This is a genomic window from Pseudomonas sp. W17 (assembly GCF_040268305.1).
In the GTDB taxonomy this organism is placed as follows: domain Bacteria; phylum Pseudomonadota; class Gammaproteobacteria; order Pseudomonadales; family Pseudomonadaceae; genus Aquipseudomonas; species Aquipseudomonas protegens.
In genome coordinates, this window is the sequence record NZ_CP158490.1 from 338,551 (window position 1) to 357,244 (window position 18,694).

Below are 18,694 nucleotides of genomic sequence, written 5' to 3' on the forward strand. Positions count from 1 at the left end.
GAAGCTTCTTGTGCCCGGTATCATCCGGTAGCGCTTTTCCTTCGACCTTTTCTGGCCCCGCCGACCTGTCCCGCTAGTCTTCAAGACAGGTCAGCGGTCCAAGGAGTGACCCTTATGCACAGCACCCTGGAACAGGTCTTCGGTTATCCACAGTTTCGTCCGGGCCAGGAGGCCGCGGTCAGCGCGGTGCTCGCCGGGCGCTCGGCGGCAGCGATCTTTCCCACCGGCTCGGGCAAGTCCCTGTGCTACCAGTTGCCGGCCCTGCTGCTGCCGCACCTGACCCTGGTGGTCTCGCCGCTGCTGGCGCTGATGCAGGACCAGTTGGCCTTCCTCCAGCGCCACGGCATTGCCGCTGCCAGCATCGACTCGGCCCAGGGCCGGGATGAAGCCAATGAGGTCATGGCCCGGGCTCGTTCCGGGGAGCTGAAGATCCTGATGATCTCGGTGGAGCGGCTGAAGAACGAACGCTTTCGCAATTTTCTGCAGCAGGTGCCCATCTCCCTGCTGGTGGTGGACGAGGCGCACTGCATCTCCGAATGGGGCCACAACTTCCGCCCCGACTACCTGAAACTGCCGGACTACCAGCGCCAGTTCAACATCCCCCAGGCCCTGCTACTGACGGCCACGGCGACCCCCAAAGTGATCGCCGACATGCAGGCCAAGTTCGCCATCGCCCAGCAGGACGTGGTAACCACCGGTTTCTACCGACCCAACCTCAACCTGCTGGTGGAACCGGTACCGGGCGCCGACAAGCGTCGGCGGCTGGTGCAGTGGATGAGCGCCCGGGCCGGGCAGCCGAGCATTGTCTACGTGACCCTGCAGAAAACCGCCGAGCAGATCGCCGAGCACCTGAGCCAGCAAGGCATCGCCGCCGAGGCCTATCACGCCGGCCTGCCCCATGAGCAGCGCGAGTCGATCCAGCGTCGCTTCATGGAGGGCCGCAGCCACTGCATCGTCGCCACCATCGCCTTCGGCATGGGCATCGACAAGAGCGACATCCGCAACGTGGTGCACTTCGATCTGCCCAAGTCCATCGAGAACTACAGCCAGGAAATCGGTCGTGCCGGGCGCGACGGCCAGCCTTCGGATTGCCTGGTACTGGCCAACCGCGACAGCCTCAACGTGCTGGAAAACTTCGTCTATGGCGATACCCCGGAATTGAGTGGCATCCGTTGTGTGCTGGAGGAGTTGCAGGCATCGGCGGCGGACGGGCAATGGGAGTTCCTGCTCGGCCCCCTGGCGGACCAGAGCAACATTCGCCAACTGCCACTCAAGACCTTGCTGGTGCAGTTGGAACTGCGGGGCCTGATCGCGCCGCGCTATGCCTATTTCGCGGAATATCGCTTCAAACTGCTGCTGGAAACCGAGGCCCTGCTGGCGCGTTTCGAGGGCGAGCGGAGGGACTTCGTCGAGGCCGTGATCAACACTTCAAGCCGCGCCAGGACCTGGGCCACGGTGAATTTCGACGCGCTCTACGAGCAGTACCAGGCGCCGCGCACCCGGGTGGTCAAGGCCCTGGATTACTTCCAGGAAAAAGGCTGGGTAGAGCTGGAAAGCAAGCAGATGACCGAGGTCTACAGCCTGTTGCAGACGGACTTTGACCTGGCGGCACTGAGTGCCGACCTGCACGGTTATTTCACCCGCCACGAGGGCAGTGAAATTGCGCGGATCCACGCCATGCTCGACCTGTTCGCCACCGAGCAGTGCCTGGGTTACCGCCTGGCGGAGTATTTCGGCGACCGGCACGCACCCCAGCGTTGCGGGCATTGTTCGGTGTGCCATGGCCAGGTGGCGCGGCTGCCGGAGCCGCCGGTTCTGTCCGCGCTTGTGGATAAGAGTTTCGACGGGCTGTGTGGCCACTTTATCCACAGGCACCAGCAGCACACCGGCGATGTACCCGGGGCGGAACGCCTGACCCGTTTTCTCTGTGGTATCAGCGTGCCGTTGTTCACCCGGCTCAAGGCTCGGAGCATCCCCGGTTTCGCGGCACTGGAAGATTACCCTTATGCCGCGGTGCGGGCGTGGTGCGAGGCCCATTTGCCAGGCTAAAAATCCATCTGCTGAATGCTGCTCATCACAGGAATAAATTTCAAAAATGATGAGGGCCTGACTATGGTGGGGGCTGTCTTTGGATCGCCCACAAGAGAGCCAACATGAGCCAGACAGCTTTCGATATTCAGCGCGCCGCCGTGATCGGTGCCGGCACCATGGGCCGTGGCATTGTCATGTGCCTGGCCAATGCCGGCCTGCCGGTACTGTGGCTGGACAACAACCCGCAGATGCTCCAGCAGGCCCTGGCGGCGGTGGCGGACACCTACGCCCACAACGTGCGCCAGGGGCGCATCGATCAGGCCGAGGCCGATGCGCGGGTGGCGCGGATCAAGCCGGCGGCGGATTATCCACAGCTCGCCGACGTGGACCTGGTGATCGAGGCGGTCTACGAAAACCTCGAACTCAAGCAGCAGATCTTTCGTCAGCTGGACGCGACCCTCAAGCCCGAGGCGATCCTTGCCAGCAACACCTCGGCCCTGGATATCGACGCGATTGCCGCAGTCACCCAGCGGGCGCCACAGGTACTGGGCCTGCACTTCTTCAGCCCGGCCCACATCATGAAACTGCTGGAGGTGGTGCGCGCGGCCAAGACCGCTCCTGCGGTGCTCGACGCTGCCCTGGCCCTGGGGCAGCGCATGGGCAAGGTTAGTGTCGTGGCGGGCAACTGCTTCGGCTTCATCGGCAATCGCATGCTCAACACCTACGTGCTCGAGGCGCGCAAGATGCTGCTGGAAGGGGCGTTTCCCTATCAGGTGGATGGCGCCTTGCAGGGGTTCGGTTTCGCCATGGGCCCGTTCCGCATGTATGACGTGGTGGGCATCGACCTGGGCTGGCGCGCCCGGCAACTGGACGGTGTGGGCCAGGATGCGCCCGAGGTGCAGATCGACAACCGGTTGTGCGAGTCGGGTCGTTTCGGCCAGAAGAGTGGCGACGGCTACTACCACTACGAACCCGGCAGCCGCCAGGCCGAGCATGACCTGCAGGTGGATGCGCTGGTGCTGCAGGTCAGCGAGGAGCTGGGTTACCGGCGCCGGGACATCGGCCCCGAGGAGATCCTCGAGCGCTGCCTGCTGGCGCTGGTCAACGAAGGGGCGAAGATTCTCCAAGAGGGCATCGCCCAGTCGGCCGCCGACATCGACCGGGTCTATCTCAATGGCTACGGTTTTCCCAAGGAGCAGGGTGGGCCGATGAGCTGGGCGGATGCCCAGGGGCTGGAGCAGGTCCGTCAGCGTTTGCAGCACCTGCAAGCCGAGCACGGGGCGCATTGGCGCCCGGCGCAGTTGATCGAGGAACTGGCCGCGGCCGGAAAAGGGTTTGCCCAGGCTTAGCTGCCTGGGGTGAAATGCCGGGCGATCAACCGATCGCCCGGCCTTCAAACGATGGGAGAGAGCCCTGATGTCCGAGCCTATGCCGCAACGCGGCGACTATCGCCATTTCCAGCCGATCATCACCCGCTGGCATGACAACGATGTCTACGGCCACGTTAACAATGTCACCTACTACAGCTTCTTCGACACGGCGGTGAACACCTACCTGATCGAACGGGGCGGGCTGGATATCCATGACGGCGAGGTGGTGGGGTTCGTGGTCAGCTCGGCCTGCGATTACTTTGCGTCCATCGCCTTTCCCGAACGCATCGAGATTGGTTTGCGGGTCGGCAAGCTGGGCAACAGTTCAGTGCAGTACGAACTGGCGGTGTTCAAGGCGGGAGAGGCGGATGCCTGTGCAGCGGGACGTTTTGTCCATGTGTTCGTGGACCGGGCATCGAACCAGCCGGTGCCGATTCCGCCCGCATTGCGAGCGGCCCTGGAACAGCTGCTGGTGGCGTGAACGTCGATAATTGATCTGGAATCTGTAGCCGCTGCCGTAGGCTGCGATCGGCTCCGCAGGAGACGCTAACCTGCCTCCACGAGCCGCCTGACACACCGCAGCGCCTGCTCTGGCGAGCCCTGCGGCCTCGCTCGCAGCCTGCGGCAGCGGCTACAGGGGATCAGTCGCGGTAGTGGCGGTGCTTGCGATGCCCGTAGGCATGGCCACGGCCACGGTGGCCGTCGCGGTAGTAGCGGCGGTCGTCGCGGCCGCGGTAGTCGCGATCTTCCCGGGCACTTTCATTGCCCATGTAGTTGCCCAGCGCGCCGCCGGCGCCACCGCCTGCCGCTGCGCCGATCAGGCTGCCGGTGTTGCCGCCCATGCTGCGGCCCACCACGTTGCCGCCGGCTGCGCCCAGGGCGCCGCCAATGGCTGCCTGGCCACGGCTGCGTTTGTCCGCGCCCACTGCGCTACCGCCGGCGCCGCCCAGGGCCGCACCGATGGCGGAACCGGTATTGCCGCCGATCTGCTGACCGACCACCGAGCCTAGAACCCCGCCCAATGCGCCGCCCACACCTGCTTCAGTGGTGCCACCGGCAGAGGCGACGCCGCTGACCAGGCCAAGGGACAACAAGAGAATCGAGGAGAACTTCATAGAGGAGCCTCAAAGGGATGACGGCGCGATCCTGAGGCTGTACCACGACGCTTACAAACGAAATCCGACGAATAGCACGAGTTGTACACAATCTCGTAACTTATTGTTTTTATTGCGGAACTTAAGTGGTTTTTACGGGTCTTTAGCTACTTCGGAACGGCCGCTTTTATGCAAGAGCGGCCTTTTTTGTGTCCGCGATTCAGAGTCGTGGGGAAGCGTTCGCCGGCAAGCCGGCTCCTACGGCTTACCTGTCAACCGTAGGGGCTGGCTTGCCAGCGAAGAGGCCCTCAAGTCAGGCATCAGGCCGAGCGAGCCATGATCAGGCCGTTGTCGCTGGCCGCTTCCAGGCGGATGGCGATGAACTTGGACGTTGGGGTGTGGCTGCCATCGCCGGTGCTTTCCAGCGGTACCAGGGGGTTCACTTCCGGGTAGTAGGCCGCGGCCTGGCCGGCCGGAATGTCGAAGGCTAGCAAGGTGAAGCCCTTGACCCGACGCTCACGGCCGTCATCCCACAGGGACACGATGTCGGCTTTCTGCCCCGGCTTGAAGCCCAGGCGGATGATGTCTGCCTCATTGGCGAACAGCACATCGCGCTGCCCCTTGACCCCGCGGTAGCGGTCATCGAGGCCGTAGATGGTGGTGTTGTACTGATCGTGGGAACGCATGGACTGCAGGATCAGGTCCGGCAGTTGCCCGGTGGCCCGGGTGCGTTCGTGGATCAGGTCCTTGGGCAGCAGGTTGGCGCGGAAATTGGCGCGTCCCGAAGGGGTGTTCCACTGGCGCGAGCCGGCGCTGTTGCCCAGGTAGAAGCCGCCCGGGTGCTTGAGCCGTTCATTGAAGTCCTTGAAGCCGGGAATGGTGTCGGCGATCAGGTCACGGATGCGCCCGTAGTCCGCTGCCAGCCAGTTCCAGTCCACCGGTTGGCTGCCCAGAGTCGCGGCGGCGATGCCGGCGAGGATCCACGGCTCGGAGCGCATCTGCGACGACAGCGGCTGCAGCTGGCCGTTGGAGGCGTGGACCATGCTGAAGGAGTCTTCCACGGTCACCGCTTGCGGGCCGCCCGCCTGCTGGTCGATATCGGTACGCCCCAGGCATGGCAGGATCAGTGCGTCCTTGCCGTGGGCCAGGTGGCTGCGGTTGAGCTTGGTGCTGATCTGCACGGTGAGGTCGCAGTTGCTCAGGGCCTGGAAGGTGCGCGGGCTGTCCGGGGTAGCCTGGGCGAAGTTGCCTCCCAGGCCGATGAATACCTTGGAGCGGCCTTCGAGCATGGCGTGGATCGCCTCTACCACGTTGTGGCCGTTGTCCCGGGGGGCCTTGAACTGGAAGCGCCGCTCCAGGGAGTCGAGGAAGGCCACTGGCGGGCGTTCGTTGATGCCCATGGTGCGGTCGCCCTGCACGTTGCTGTGGCCACGCACCGGGCACAGCCCGGCGCCGGGCTTGCCGATGTTGCCGCGAAGCAGCATCAGGTTGGCGATTTCCTGGATGGTCGGCACCGAGTGGCGGTGCTGGGTGATGCCCATGGCCCAGCACATGATCACGTTCTTGCCCTTGGCATACATGCGCGCGGCTTGCTCGATCTCCACCAGGGTCAGGCCGGACTGCTCGACAATCTGCTCCCAGGGGGTGTCGTCGATGGTGCCCAGGTAATCGAGGACGTGGGCGGTGTGGGCGTTGAGGAAATCGTGGTCGAATACCGACGCTGTCCCGGCTTTCTGCGCATCGCGCTCCCACTGCAAAAGGAACTTGGCCATGCCCCGCAGCAGCGCCATGTCGCCGCCCAGGGCCGGGCGGAAATAGGCGGTGTTGGTCGGTCGATTGCCGTTGGTGAGCATTTCGAGCGGGTTCTGCGGGTGCTGGAAGCGTTCCAGGCCGCGCTCCTTCAACGGGTTGACGCATACCACCTGGGCGCCGCGCTTCACTGCTTCGCGCAGCGGTTCGAGCATCCGCGGGTGGTTGGTGCCGGGGTTCTGGCCCCAGACGAAAATAGCGTCCGCGTGTTCGAAATCGTCAAAAGTCACGGTGCCCTTGCCGACTCCGACGCTTTGCGCCAGGGCTACGCCGCTGGCCTCGTGGCACATGTTCGAACAGTCGGGGAAGTTGTTGGTGCCGTAAGCGCGCACGAACAATTGATACAGGTACGCCGCTTCGTTGCTGGCCCGGCCCGAGGTATAGAACTCGGCCATGTCCGGGCTGGGCAGGTTGTGCAGGTGCCTGGCGATCAGGCTGAAGGCGTTTTCCCAAGTGATGGGCTGGTAGCGGTCGGTGTCGGCGTTGTAGCGCATCGGCTCGGTCAGACGGCCCTGGTACTCCAGCCAGTAATCACTTTGTTCCAGCAGCGAGGTGACGCTGTGCTTGGCGAAGAAGGCCGCGTCCACCCGGCGCTTGGTGGCTTCCCAGTTCACCGCCTTGGCACCGTTCTCGCAGAATTTGACCATGCCGCTTTCCGGCGAATCGCCCCAGGCGCAGCCCGGACAGTCGAAGCCGCCGTTCTGGTTGGTCTTGAGCATCATGCGGATGTTCTTCAGCGCGTTGTCGCTGGTCAGCCAGGCCTGGGCCACGCTGATCAGGGCACCCCAGCCACCGGCGGGTCCCTTGTAGGGCTTGTAGCGGGCTACGGGTTTCTGATCGGCTTGGTTATGTGTACTCACGGGCGACTCTCCATCGCAGGCTGCTGACCCGCAGCGCACGCTCGGCGGCAGGTGGACAAGGTTGAGACGCTGCTCGCGCGGCCAGCGTCTGGCCGGGCAAATGCCTTCGCGTACTAGCGTTCGAGGGATGCTGTGGGGCTGGCTGGCAGCGAGTGCGGGTGCCCGTTTCGCCGGGGCTGGCGCCGCGCCGGGTTGATCAGCGGCGTAACGGCTCCCAAGACTAAGCGCGGCAATCTGTCGCGTCTAATTGCTAGTACTGATCTATTGATAGATGGCGTCGATCAAGAATCGCCGAAGGCTTGCTGGTAGAGGGCGAAGCAGGCTTGCGCCAGGGCCGAGCGCGGCGCGCTGCGGCGCATGATCAGGCCCAGGCGGGCCAGGGTCTGGGCATCGGCGATGGGTTGCAGGCGCAGGTGCTCGGTGAGGGTTTCCAGGCCGCTGTCCAGAGGCATTACGGCGCAGCACAGGCCGCCATGGACCATCTGCACCAGCTGATGGACGGCGTCGGTCTGCAGCACCGGCTGCGGTTGCAGGCCGCGGATGTGGAAGTTGTGGTCGATGGACTGGCGAAAGTGCATGCCGCTGGTGAGCAGGCCCAGGGGCAGTTCGATCAGCGCCTCCCAGCTCAGGGGTTGTTCGCCGAAGCTGAAGTGCCGGTGGTCGTAGAGCAGGCCCATGTGGGTCGGTTCCAGGGGCAGGGAGTCGAAATTCTCGCTGTCCAGGCGCTCCAGGTAGGAAACCCCGAGGTCCAGGCGATTGCTGGCCAACTGTTCGAGGATCTGTTCCGAGCTCAGGGACGAGAGTTCGAAGCGCAGGTTCGGGTGCTCGGCATGCAGGCGCTGCAGCAGTGGCTGGGGATTGAAACTCGACAGCGGCACCACCCCTACGCGCAGGGTGCCCACCAGGTTGCCGCGGCAGGCGGCGGCCTCGGCCAGTAGCCCGTCATGGGCGGTGAGCACGGTGCGGGCCCACGCCAGCACCCGCTCGCCGGGTGCGGTGAAGCCTTCGAAACGCTGGCCGCGCTTGACCAGCGGCAAGTCGAGCTCTTCTTCCAGGCTGCGCAAGCGCATGGAGAGGGTCGGCTGGGTGATGTGGCAGCGCGCGGCGGCTTGGCCGAAATGCCGGGTTTCGTCGAGGGCGATGAGGAATTTCAGCTGCTTGAGGTCCATCTTCGCTCCGGAGCGGCAAAAGGCCGGGATTCTACCGCGGGCCTGTGACCTTGGGTCACTGGTCGCCCGGGAACCTCATCCGGCCAGGCTGGTCTAGTCTTTCGCGTCTGGATCTATCAACCAAGGAGTGTGCGACATGAGCATTTTCAGCTTTGTGAAGGAAGCCGGTGAGAAACTGATCGACCTGTTGACCCCGGGTAACGCCAATGCCAGTGAGCAACTCAAGGAGCACATCGAAAAGGTTGGCCTGGGCAATCCCAATGTTCATGCCACGGTGGAAGGTGACAAGGTGATTGTCAGCGGTGAAGTGGCGAGCCAGGAAGAGAAGGAGAAGATCTTGCTGGCCCTGGGCAACATTTCCGGCGTCGGCAGTGTCGAGGACCAGATCAGCGTGACCGGTCCGGCGGTGGTTTCTGCGGTATTCGTCACCGTGAAGAAAGGCGACACCCTGAGCGCCATCGCCAAGGTGCAGTACGGCGATGCCAACAAGTACAACAAGATCTTCGAGGCCAACAAGCCGCTGCTGTCCCACCCGGACAAGATCTACCCGGGCCAGGTGCTGCGTATTCCCGAATGATCGGTTCTCTTCGCGGGCAAGCCCGCTCCCACGGGGTTCTGTAGGAGCGAGCTTGCCCGCGAAGGGCTTCACAAGCCTTCGATCAGCGCCCGGTAATCCCCCACCGCCGCGAACTCCGCGGTGTCTTTCGGCCCTCTGCGGCTGTCCGGCTGGCTCACCGCCAGCAACTGCGCCACACCAAAGTCCCGCGCACTGCGCAGGATGGGCAGGGTGTCGTCGATGAACAGGCTGCGGGCCGGGTCGAAGCGGATATCGGCTTGCAAGGCGTCCCAGAACTGTGGGCTTTCCTTGGGGAAACCATAGTCGTGGGAACTGATCAGGCGTTCGAAGTATGGCGCCAGTTCGATCCGTTCCAGCTTCAATGACAGGGAGTCGCGATGGGCGTTGGTGATCAGGATCACCCGCTTGCCGGCTTGCTTGATGGCTGCAAGAAAGTTGTCTGCGTCCGGACGCAGGGCGATCAGGTGCGCGGTTTCCAGCTTCAACTCGCGCACCGGCAGTTGCAGTTCGGCGCTCCAGAAGTCCAGGCAATACCACTGCAACTGGCCGGCGTTGCGTTCGAACAGGGGCTGCAGCTCCAGCTCGGCCATGGCCCGGCTGACCCCGTGCAGCTCGGCGTAGCGCTGGGGCAGGTGTTCCATCCAGAAATGGTTGTCGTAGTGCAGGTCCAGCAAGGTGCCGTCCATGTCCAGCAGGACGGTATCGATCTGGTGCCAGGGCAGTAGGGCCATCGAACACTTCTCCAGTGGTAAGAAAACAGCCGACCGGCGGGGTCGACAAGGCCAGTGGGGCAGGGAGGCCCGGTCACTAGAACGGATAGAAAGGAGCCGCCTCGAAGAGGACGGTCACACGTAGTAAACAATAGGTTCCGCCGTGGTGCTGTGCACCGGCAATCTGCAACCCAGTCACTTTAAAACAGGCTGTATAGTAACCCGCTATCGCCAAGGAGCCCGCTATGCGCCAGAAACCCACCGTACTCGCCCGCGAGATCGTCGCCACCAGTCGTCTGTTCTGTGTCGAAGAGGTGCAGTTGCGGTTTTCCAATGGCGTCGAACGTACCTATGAGCGCCTGGTGGGCAAGGGCGCCGGCTATGGCGCGGTGATGATCGTGGCAATGCTCGACGCCGAGCATGCAGTGTTGGTGGAGGAATACTGCGGCGGCACCGACGCCTACGAGCTGTCGTTGCCCAAGGGCCTGATCGAGCCGGGGGAGGATGTGCTGGCAGCGGCCGAGCGCGAGCTCAAGGAAGAGGCCGGGTTTGGCGCGCGGCAACTGGAGCATCTGACCGAGCTGTCGCTGTCCCCGGGCTACATGAGCCAGAAGATCCAGGTAGTGCTGGCCACCGATCTGTATGAAGAGCGCCTGGAAGGCGACGAGCCGGAGCCGATGCGGGTCGACAAGGTCAACCTGCGCGAACTGGCGAGCCTGGCGCAGAACCCTCAGTTCAGCGAAGGCCGGGCCCTGGCTGCGCTGTACCTGACCCGCGACCTGCTGAGCCAGCGCGGGGTCTTTCAAGCATGAGCGAGACGTCAATGAATTTTCCCCATCCCTTGCTGGCGCCGGTTGCCGAGCTGGCCCTGCGTGCCGGTGAAGCGATCCTGCCGTTCTGGCGTGCCGATGTGGCGGTCAATCACAAGGCCGACGAGTCGCCGGTGACCGCCGCCGACCTGGCCGCCCATCACCTGATCGTGGCCGGCCTCACGGCCCTGGACTCGAGCATCCCGGTGCTGTCCGAAGAGGATGCGGACATTCCCCAGGCCACCCGCGCCAGCTGGCAGCGCTGGTGGCTGGTGGACCCGCTGGACGGCACCAAGGAATTCATTTCCGGCAGTGAAGAATTCACCGTCAATATCGCCCTGATCGAGCAGGGGCGGGTGGTGTTCGGCGTGGTGTCGATGCCCACCAGTGGCCGCTGCTACCTGGGCGGTGCCGGCCTCGGGGCCTGGCGCGTGGATCGCGGGCAGGCACCGCAGGCGATCCAGGTGCGTGAGCAACCGGGGGCCGGCGAGGCGTTTACCGTGGTGGCCAGCCGCCGGCATTCGAGCCCGGAGCAGGAACGTCTGCTCAGTGGTTTGAGCGCCGCCCTGGGTGAATTGCAACTGGCCAATATCGGCAGTTCGCTGAAGTTCTGCCTGCTGGCCGAAGGCGCGGCAGACTGCTATCCGCGTCTGGCGCCCACCTCGCAGTGGGACACCGCGGCGGCCCAGGGCGTGCTCGAAGGCGCGGGCGGCGAGGTGCTGGATCTCAGCGGTGCGCCGTTCTGCTATCCACCTCGGGAGTCGTTGCTCAACGGCTTCTTCCTGGCCCTGCCGGCCAAGGCGCCCTGGCGCGCCAAGTTGCTGGAACTGGCCCGCTCCTGATCACCTCGCGGCGACTTGCCGCTGCCACCCTTGTGCAGGAGCCGGCTTGCCGGCGACGCGGCCCTTGGGCCCTGTGCAAGCATTTCCGGCCTCTTCGCTGGCAAGCCAGCTCCTACAGATTTGAGCCGGGTCGCAAACGGGTTAGCGGTGCAGGACGTACTGGCCGGTAAAACGCACGGCGTCTTCTGCGCTGCCGGCATTGACGACCCGGGTGTGCAAGGTCAGGCGGGCACGGCCGTAGCGCTGATACATGGCGAGGAATCTGTTCCAGACCTTGTCATCCGGCGCGGCGCAGATCGCCACGGCGTCGCCGGTCACCGGCAGCGGGTAACTGATCTGGCCTTCCTGGATGACGATGTGCCCGTCATCGATGCCCTGTTCCTTGAGCCGCAGGTGCAGCCAGCCCCAGCCGGCGAGCACCGCACCGCAGTACAGGCTGCCGCCGAACATGGTGCTCTTGTGGTTGACGTTGGCCTCCAGGGGCAAGTGCAGGCGCAACTCTTGCCCCTGCCAGTCGAGCACCTGCAGACCCATGTCCCGTGTCAGGGGGATGTCGCGGTGGAGGATGGATTCCAGGTATCGACTGTCGCGATTCATGCCGGGGCCTCAGGGGTCAAGGGAATAACGGAACGCTTCATTCTGATTCGTCGCCGGGCTGGTTGGCGCCGCCGTCGGCGAAGTTCAAACCGTGCTTGCGCAGCTTGTCGTGCAGGGTCTTGCGTGGAATCCCCAGGGCTTCGGCGAGGCTGCGCATGGAGCTGTGGGGCTGGGCCATTTCAGCGGCGATCAGGGTCTTTTCGAAGTGCTCCACCTGCTCGCTCAAGCCACCTTCGATCAGGCTCGGGGCCGCAGCCGCGGGAGTACCCGGCTCGCTGTTGTCCAGGGCCAGTTCCAGGCCCAGGGCGAAGCGTTCGGCGGCGTTCTGCAGCTCGCGCACGTTGCCCGGCCAGCTGTGGCGCAGCAGCAAGGCACGGTGTCCGGGTTGCAGTTCCTGGGGCGGCAGGCCGTGGCGGGTGCTGGCTTCGTCGGCGAAGTGCTGGAACAGCATCAGCACGTCTTCGCCACGCTCGCGTAGCGGTGGAATGCGCAGCGGCGCGACGTTCAGGCGGTAGTAGAGGTCGGCGCGAAAGCGTCCCTGGTCCGCGGCCTGGCGCAGGTCTTCCTTGGTCGCGGCGATGATGCGGATATCCAGCGGGATCAATTGATTGCCCCCCAGGCGTTCCACCACCCGCTCCTGCAGCAGGCGCAGCAGCTTGACCTGGACATCCAGGCTCATGCTTTCGATCTCATCGAGGAACAGGGTGCCGCCGTTGGCAAATTCGAACTTGCCGATGCGGCGTTTCTGCGCGCCGGTGAAGGCCCCCGGCTCGTGGCCGAACAGCTCGCTTTCCACCACCGACTCCGCCAGGGCACCGGCGTTGATCGCCACGAACGGCCCGTTGCGCCGTCCGGAGAGATCGTGCAGGGCACGGGCCACCACTTCCTTGCCGGCGCCGGTCTCGCCGAGGATCAGCACATCGGCCCGGGTCGCCGCCAGGGCGCCGATCTGCTGGCGCAGGCGCAGCATCGGCGCTGACTGGCCTACCAGTCGTGCACTGAGTTCCTGACGGTCGCTGAGGGCCAGGCGCAGGCTGCGGTTGTCCAGCACCAGGCGCCGCCAGTCCAGGGCGCGGCGCACACTGTCCAGCAGGGCATCGCTGGCGAAGGGCTTTTCCAGAAAGTCATAGGCGCCGGCACGCATGGCCTGCACGGCCAGGGGCACGTCGCCGTGGCCGGTGATCAGCAGCACCGGCAGTTCCGGGTCCTGGGCATGCAGCTGGTTGAGCAGCTCCAGGCCGTCCATGCCGGGCATGCGGATGTCGCTGACCACCACCCCCGGCCAATCCCGCTCCAGGCGCGGCGCCAGGCCCTGGGCTTCGGCGAGGGACAGCACCTTGAGCCCCGCCAGGTCCAGGGTCTGGCTCAGGGCCTGGCGCAGGTGGGGATCGTCGTCGATCAGCACCACTTGCAACTGAGGATCGAGGCTCTCGGGATGGCTCATCGCTCACTTTCCAGATCGTGTCGGGGCCGGGAGCGCCGGGCCGGACAGGGTTGATATCGGGTTGCCGCTCTGCTTCATACCCCGCGGTCCTCGGAGGGCTGCAGGCTGACTCCGGGGGCCCCGGCCCGCAGGCGCAGGGTGATCAGGGCCCCGCCTTCGCGGTGGTTGGCGAATGACAGTTCACCACCGAAGGCACGCATCAGGGTGTCGCAGATGGCCAGCCCCAGCCCCAGGCCCTGAGTACGGGTCTTGGTGGTGTAGAACGGCTCTCCGGCGCGACCCAGCGCTTCCATGCAGAAGCCCGGACCGTTGTCGCGAATGTACAGGTTGACGCCGGTGGCGGTGGATTCGGCACTCAGCCAGAGTTTGCGCGGGGGGCCTTTTTCGGTCAGGGCATCCAGGGCGTTGGCCAGCAGGTTGCCAAGCACCTGGCGCAGGCGGGTTTCCCCGGCTTCGACCCACAGGGTGGCAGCCGGCAGGTCGCGGATCAGTTCCACTTCCATGGCCCGGCGGCGCTTGGCCAGCAGCGCCAGGGCGTCGTCCAGGGCCGGTTGCAGGGCCACGCTTTCCGGGGCGTGGTGATCGCGCCGGGCGAAGGCCCGCAGGTGGGCAATGATCGAGGCCATGCGCCCGGTCAGTTCGCTGATCAGTTTGAGGTTGCCTCGGGCGTCGTCGGTGCGCTGGTGGTCCAGCAGCACTTCGGCGTTCTCGGCATAGCTGCGGATCGCCGCCAGGGGCTGGTTGAGCTCGTGGCTGATGCTGGCCGACATGGTGCCCAGAGCCGAGAGCTTGCCGGCCTGGACCAGGTTGTCCTGGGCCCGCACCAGTTCCTGCTGGGCGGTTTCGCGCTCCAGCACTTCCTGCTTCAGGCGCCGGTTGAGGCTTTCCAGGTCGCTGGTGCGCTCGGCCACACGCATCTCCAGCTCGCGCCGCGCCTTGGCTTCGAAGGCGATCCGCTCCAGGTAGTGGCGGCGGCGCTGCATCATCAGGCCGAGCAACAGCATCAGCACCAGCAGCGCGGCGGCGCCCACGGCCACTACCGTGCGCACCGGCCGGTCGATCAGAGTGCGCGGTGCGAGGATGCTCACGGCCCAGCGGGTTTCGTCGATCTGCTGGGTCTGGGTCAGCCAGGCATTGGGGTTGAGGTTCAGCGGCCTTGGGTCGCGAGTCGGATAGGGCTGGATGGCGACGATCGCCTGGCGTTCCTCGTCGCTCAGCGGCCGGGTCGCGCGAAAGCGCCATTCCGGGCGCGAGGTGAGGATCACCACGCCATTGTGGTCGGTCATCAGCAACTGTTCCGGGGTCTTGCCCCACAGGCTTTCGGTGTGGTCCAGGTCGACCTTGACCACCAGCACGCCAAGGATCCGCTCGCCATCGCGCACCGCGGCAGCAAAGAAGTAGCCGCGCTTGGCCGAGGTGGTGCCCAGGCCGAAGAAGCGCCCCAGGCGCCCGGCCATGGCCTCGCTGAAATAGGGGCGGAAGGCGAAATTGCGACCGACGAAGCTGTCGTGCTTGTCCCAGTTGGAGGCCGCCAGGGTCTTGCCGCTGGTGTCCATCAGGTACATCACCTCGGCGCCGGTCTGGGCACTGATGTTCTTCAGCAGGCGGTTGGCGTTGCCCTGGGTCACGCCATCGTCCGGGGCGCCGAGTACCGCACGCAGTGCCGGCAGGTCGCCGAGGATCTGCGGCAGCACTTCGTAGCGGTGCAGGGTGCCCAGCAGGTTGGCCACGTACAGGTCGAGGGTCTGGCGGTTCTGGCTGGTCAGCTCGTTGCGGTAGTAGCGCTCCGCCAGATGCTCCAGCGGCCACAGCAACGGCGCCAGGCACAGTGCCAGCAAGGCCAGGCTGCGCCAGCGAGGGCGACGGGGAAGGGGTGGGGTCATGGAAAAGGCGCCTGTGGATACAGGCGCATTATGCCTAGCCCTGCTCGGCAAGACACTCGCGCAATGCGGTGTGCCAATCCGGCTGGACCACGCCCCACTCCCGTGCCAGGTGGCTGCAGTCCAGACGCGAGTTCAACGGCCGCGGCGCCGGTGTCGGGTAAGCGCTGGAAGGGATGGCTTCAAGGACGGCGCAGGGTTTGTCCATGGCCAGCAACTGCTCGCCGATGGCCTGGGCAAAGCCGAACCAGGAAGTCTCGCCGTGGGCGGTGAGGTGGTAGGTGCCCCAGGCGCCGGGCTGCCCGGCTCGCCAACGCTCGATCAGCGCCCGGGTGCTGGTGGCGATGGTGCCGGCCCAGGTGGGCGCGCCGATCTGGTCGGCCACCACCCGCAGCTCGGGTTTTTCCTGCAGCAGGCGCTGCATGGTTAGCAGGAAGTTCTTGCCATGGCTGGAGTAGACCCAGCTGGTGCGCAGGATCAAATGCTGCCCCTGGACCAGCCGGATCGCCCGTTCGCCAGCCAGCTTGCTCTCGCCGTAGACACTCAGTGGGTTGGGCTCGTCGTCCTCAACATAGGGCGTTTCCTTGCTGCCATCGAACACGTAGTCGGTGGAGTAGTGAATCAGCGGCACACCCAGCTCGAAGGCTTCCTGGGCGAAGATCCCGGGGGCCGTGGCGTTGATCGCAAAAGCCAGCTCCGGCTCGCTCTGGGCCTGGTCGACGGCGGTGTGGGCGGCGGCATTGATGATCAGGTCCGGGCGAATGGCGCGCACTTGCTGGCGGATCTGTTCCGGGTGGCTCAGGTCCAGTTGCTCACGACCCAGGACCACCAGCTCACCGAGGTCGCCGAGGCGCTGCTGCAGCTCCCGGGAGACCTGGCCGTGCTGGCCGCTGATAAGGATTTTCAGAGGAGCGTTCATGGGAACAGATCGGCCTCTTCTAGGCTTTTACCTTTCTGGTCCTTGGCCGAGAGCGTTGGCATATCCTGCAACTGCCAGTTGATCGCCAGGGTCGGATCGTCCCAGCTGATGCAACGCTCAGCAGAAGGCGTGTAGTAATCGGTGGTCTTGTAGAGAAACTCGGCAGCGTCGCTGAGTACTACGAAGCCATGGGCGAACCCTTCGGGAATCCATAGTTGGCGATTGTTATGTGCAGACAGGCGAACACTTGCCCAACGGCCAAAGTTCGGGGAGCTACGCCGGATATCGACGGCTACGTCCAGAACCTCGCCGGCAATCACCCGGACCAGTTTTCCCTGCGGGTGCTCAATCTGGTAGTGCAGACCACGCAGGACGTTCTTGACGGATCGCGAGTGATTGTCCTGTACAAAGCTCTTCTGCAAGCCGGTGGCCTCTTCAAAGGCCTTGGCATTGAAGCTCTCGTAGAAGAAGCCACGCTCGTCGCCAAAGACCTTGGGCTCGATAATCAGTACACCGGTGAGCTCTGTCTGAATGATGTTCATTGGGTCTCCCCCGCCAGAGTGAACAGGTACTGGCCATAGCCGGTCTTGCCGAAGTAAGCGGCGCGCTCCAGCAGGTGCTCGCGGCTGATCCAGCGGTTCTCATAGGCGATCTCTTCCAGACAGGCGACTTTCAGGCCCTGGCGATGCTCGATGGTCTGCACGTATTGCGAGGCCTCCAGCAGGCTGTCGTGGGTGCCGGTGTCGAGCCAGGCAAAGCCCCGGCCAAAACGCTCCACGTGCAGGTCGCCACGCTTAAGGTAGGCGTTGTTGACGTCGGTGATCTCCAGTTCGCCCCGGGGCGAAGGCTTGACGTCCCTGGCAATCTGCACCACGTCATTGTCGTAGAAATACAGGCCGGTGACCGCGTAGCTGGACTTCGGCTTCTTGGGTTTCTCTTCGATGGACAGGGCACGGCCCTCGCTGTCGAAGTCGATGACCCCGAAACGCTCCGGGTCCTTGACCCAGTAGCCGAACACCGTGGCGCCGCTGGTGCGCTTGGCGGCATCGCGCAGCTGTTCGCCGAAGTACTGGCCGTGGAAGATGTTGTCGCCCAGGATCAGGCACACCGGGTCATTGCCGATGAACTCCTCGCCAATCAGGAAGGCCTGGGCCAGGCCATCCGGCGAAGGCTGTTCGGCGTAGCAAAAACGCACGCCGAACTGGCTGCCGTCACCCAGCAGGTTGCGGTATTGCGGCAGGTCCTGGGGGGTGGAGATGATCAGGATGTCCTGGATGCCGGCCAGCATCAGTACCGAGATCGGGTAGTAGATCATCGGCTTGTCGTAGATTGGCAGCAGCTGCTTGGACACACCGAGGGTGATGGGGTGCAGACGGGTGCCGGAGCCGCCCGCCAGAACAATGCCTTTGATCATGCAATCAGATCCTTGATGTCGGTGGAACCCAGGCGTTGGCCCTGGTAGCTGCCGTCTTGTACCCGGCGGCACCACTCGAGGTTTTCCAGGTACCACTGCACGGTCTTGCGCAGGCCACTGGTGAAGGTTTCTTCCGGAACCCAGCCCAGCTCGCGCTCGATCTTGCCGGCGTCGATGGCGTAGCGCAGATCGTGGCCGGGGCGGTCCTGGACGAAGGTGATGAGGTCGGCGTAGTGAGCCACGCCCTGGGGTTTCTGCGGGGCCAGCTCTTCCAGCAGGCTGCAGATGCCGCGTACCACGTCGATGTTCTTCTGCTCGTTGTGGCCGCCGATGTTGTAGGTCTCGCCGACCGTGCCTTCGGTCATCACCTTGAACAGGGCCCGGGCGTGATCCTCGACATACAGCCAGTCGCGCACCTGCAGGCCGTTGCCGTACACCGGCAGCGGTTTGCCTGCCAGGGCGTTGAGGATCACCAGCGGAATCAGCTTTTCGGGGAAGTGGAACGGGCCGTAGTTGTTGGAGCAGTTGGTGATCAGCACCGGCAGCCCATAGGTACGCTGCCAGGCGCGGACCAGGTGGTCGGATGCGGCCTTGCTGGCGGAGTAGGGCGAGCTGGGGGCGTAGGGCGTGGTTTCGGTGAACAGGTCATCGACGCCATGCAGGTCGCCATAGACCTCATCGGTGGAAATATGGTGGAAACGGAAAGCGGCTTTTTCCGCCTCGGGCAATGTGTGCCAGTAGGCGCGGGTCGCTTCCAGCAGGCTGTAGGTGCCGACGATATTGGTCTGGATGAAGTCGGACGGCCCGTCGATGGAGCGGTCGACATGGGACTCGGCAGCCAGGTGCATGATCGCGTGGGGCTGGAAGCGCGCCAGCACGGCGCTGACGGTGGCCTGGTCGACGATATCGGCCTTGACGAACTCATAGCGGCTGTTGCTGGCGATGCTGTGCAGCGATTCCAGGTTGCCTGCGTAGGTCAGTTTGTCCAGGTTCAGCACTTCGTGTTCCGTGTGCTGAAGCAGATGGCGGACCAGGGCCGAGCCGATAAAACCGGCTCCGCCGGTAACGAGAATGCGCATATTTGGGGCCTGTATCCTTGAAAACGGTCATTTGCTGCGACGAATGCAGCATAGCTTGTCGATAGGACGCCTAGGGTGCAATAGCAACAA

The 18,694-nt window shown here is 64.5% G+C and carries 17 protein-coding genes; 6 read left to right on the forward strand and 11 right to left on the reverse strand.

Annotated elements, in window-relative coordinates; translation table 11 throughout:
• The first annotated feature begins 114 nt into the window (after positions 1-114).
• The 3 genes from ABCR88_RS01540 to ABCR88_RS01550 all read left to right on the forward strand — a co-directional run bounded on the left by ABCR88_RS01540 (position 115) and on the right by ABCR88_RS01550 (position 3,882).
• Positions 115-2,049: an ATP-dependent DNA helicase RecQ gene (locus ABCR88_RS01540; protein WP_350404025.1), complete on the forward strand. Its 1,935-nt coding sequence runs from the start codon at positions 115-117 to the stop codon at positions 2,047-2,049.
• Positions 2,050-2,153: 104 nt separating this feature from the next.
• A complete protein-coding gene (locus ABCR88_RS01545; RefSeq protein WP_123431236.1) occupies positions 2,154-3,380 on the forward strand; it encodes a 3-hydroxyacyl-CoA dehydrogenase in 1,227 nt (408 codons plus the stop codon).
• A 67-nt stretch (positions 3,381-3,447) separates the two neighbouring features.
• Positions 3,448-3,882, forward strand: a complete 435-nt coding sequence (locus ABCR88_RS01550) for a thioesterase family protein (RefSeq protein WP_011058669.1) — start codon at positions 3,448-3,450, stop codon at positions 3,880-3,882.
• 160 nt (positions 3,883-4,042) lie between these two features.
• Here ABCR88_RS01550 and ABCR88_RS01555 read toward each other — a convergent pair whose 3' ends face one another.
• From ABCR88_RS01555 to ABCR88_RS01565, 3 genes are all read right to left on the reverse strand, one after another.
• A complete protein-coding gene (locus ABCR88_RS01555; RefSeq protein ID WP_011058670.1) occupies positions 4,043-4,516 on the reverse strand; it encodes a YMGG-like glycine zipper-containing protein in 474 nt (157 codons plus the stop codon).
• A gap of 299 nt (positions 4,517-4,815) precedes the next feature.
• Entirely contained in the window at positions 4,816-7,164 is a 2,349-nt protein-coding gene (locus tag ABCR88_RS01560; protein ID WP_350404026.1) for an FdhF/YdeP family oxidoreductase, read from the reverse strand.
• Positions 7,165-7,445: 281 nt separating this feature from the next.
• Positions 7,446-8,333, reverse strand: a complete 888-nt coding sequence (locus tag ABCR88_RS01565; protein WP_053155922.1) for a LysR family transcriptional regulator — start codon at positions 8,331-8,333, stop codon at positions 7,446-7,448.
• A gap of 136 nt (positions 8,334-8,469) precedes the next feature.
• On the opposite strand from ABCR88_RS01565, the gene lysM reads away from it, so the two are divergent.
• Complete coding sequence (gene lysM / locus ABCR88_RS01570) at positions 8,470-8,910, forward strand: peptidoglycan-binding protein LysM (RefSeq protein ID WP_325985426.1); 441 nt, start codon at positions 8,470-8,472, stop codon at positions 8,908-8,910.
• Positions 8,911-8,978: 68 nt separating this feature from the next.
• Here the strand turns inward: lysM and yrfG are convergent, their stop codons facing one another.
• A complete protein-coding gene (yrfG, locus tag ABCR88_RS01575) occupies positions 8,979-9,641 on the reverse strand; it encodes a GMP/IMP nucleotidase (protein ID WP_053155925.1) in 663 nt (220 codons plus the stop codon).
• Positions 9,642-9,865: 224 nt separating this feature from the next.
• On the opposite strand from yrfG, the gene nudE reads away from it, so the two are divergent.
• Complete coding sequence (gene nudE / locus ABCR88_RS01580) at positions 9,866-10,432, forward strand: ADP compounds hydrolase NudE (protein WP_011058675.1); 567 nt, start codon at positions 9,866-9,868, stop codon at positions 10,430-10,432.
• A gap of 11 nt (positions 10,433-10,443) precedes the next feature.
• Entirely contained in the window at positions 10,444-11,271 is an 828-nt protein-coding gene (gene cysQ, locus ABCR88_RS01585; RefSeq protein ID WP_350404027.1) for a 3'(2'),5'-bisphosphate nucleotidase CysQ, read from the forward strand.
• Positions 11,272-11,412: 141 nt separating this feature from the next.
• Here cysQ and ABCR88_RS01590 read toward each other — a convergent pair whose 3' ends face one another.
• From ABCR88_RS01590 to rfbB, 7 genes are all read right to left on the reverse strand, one after another.
• On the reverse strand, positions 11,413-11,868 hold the full coding sequence (locus ABCR88_RS01590; protein WP_350404028.1) for a YiiD C-terminal domain-containing protein: 456 nt from the start codon (positions 11,866-11,868) through the stop codon (positions 11,413-11,415).
• Positions 11,869-11,905: 37 nt separating this feature from the next.
• Entirely contained in the window at positions 11,906-13,312 is a 1,407-nt protein-coding gene (locus ABCR88_RS01595) for a sigma-54 dependent transcriptional regulator (protein ID WP_077933207.1), read from the reverse strand.
• A gap of 74 nt (positions 13,313-13,386) precedes the next feature.
• Positions 13,387-15,195: an ATP-binding protein gene (locus ABCR88_RS01600; RefSeq protein WP_011058679.1), complete on the reverse strand. Its 1,809-nt coding sequence runs from the start codon at positions 15,193-15,195 to the stop codon at positions 13,387-13,389.
• 34 nt (positions 15,196-15,229) lie between these two features.
• Positions 15,230-16,111 (reverse strand): dTDP-4-dehydrorhamnose reductase, encoded by an 882-nt coding sequence (gene rfbD, locus ABCR88_RS01605; RefSeq protein WP_350404029.1) that lies wholly within the window; start codon positions 16,109-16,111, stop codon positions 15,230-15,232.
• Positions 16,108-16,653 carry a dTDP-4-dehydrorhamnose 3,5-epimerase gene (rfbC, locus tag ABCR88_RS01610; RefSeq protein WP_015633784.1) on the reverse strand — a complete coding sequence of 182 codons (546 nt, stop codon included), beginning with the start codon at positions 16,651-16,653 and terminating at the stop codon, positions 16,108-16,110. The genes rfbD and rfbC overlap by 4 nt, the downstream gene beginning before the upstream one ends.
• Positions 16,650-17,525 carry a glucose-1-phosphate thymidylyltransferase RfbA gene (gene rfbA, locus ABCR88_RS01615; RefSeq protein ID WP_015633785.1) on the reverse strand — a complete coding sequence of 292 codons (876 nt, stop codon included), beginning with the start codon at positions 17,523-17,525 and terminating at the stop codon, positions 16,650-16,652. The genes rfbC and rfbA overlap by 4 nt, the downstream gene beginning before the upstream one ends.
• Positions 17,522-18,604 (reverse strand): dTDP-glucose 4,6-dehydratase, encoded by a 1,083-nt coding sequence (gene rfbB / locus ABCR88_RS01620; RefSeq protein WP_015633786.1) that lies wholly within the window; start codon positions 18,602-18,604, stop codon positions 17,522-17,524. Before rfbB ends, rfbA begins: the two co-directional genes overlap by 4 nt.
• Between the last annotated feature and the right edge of the window lie 90 nt (positions 18,605-18,694).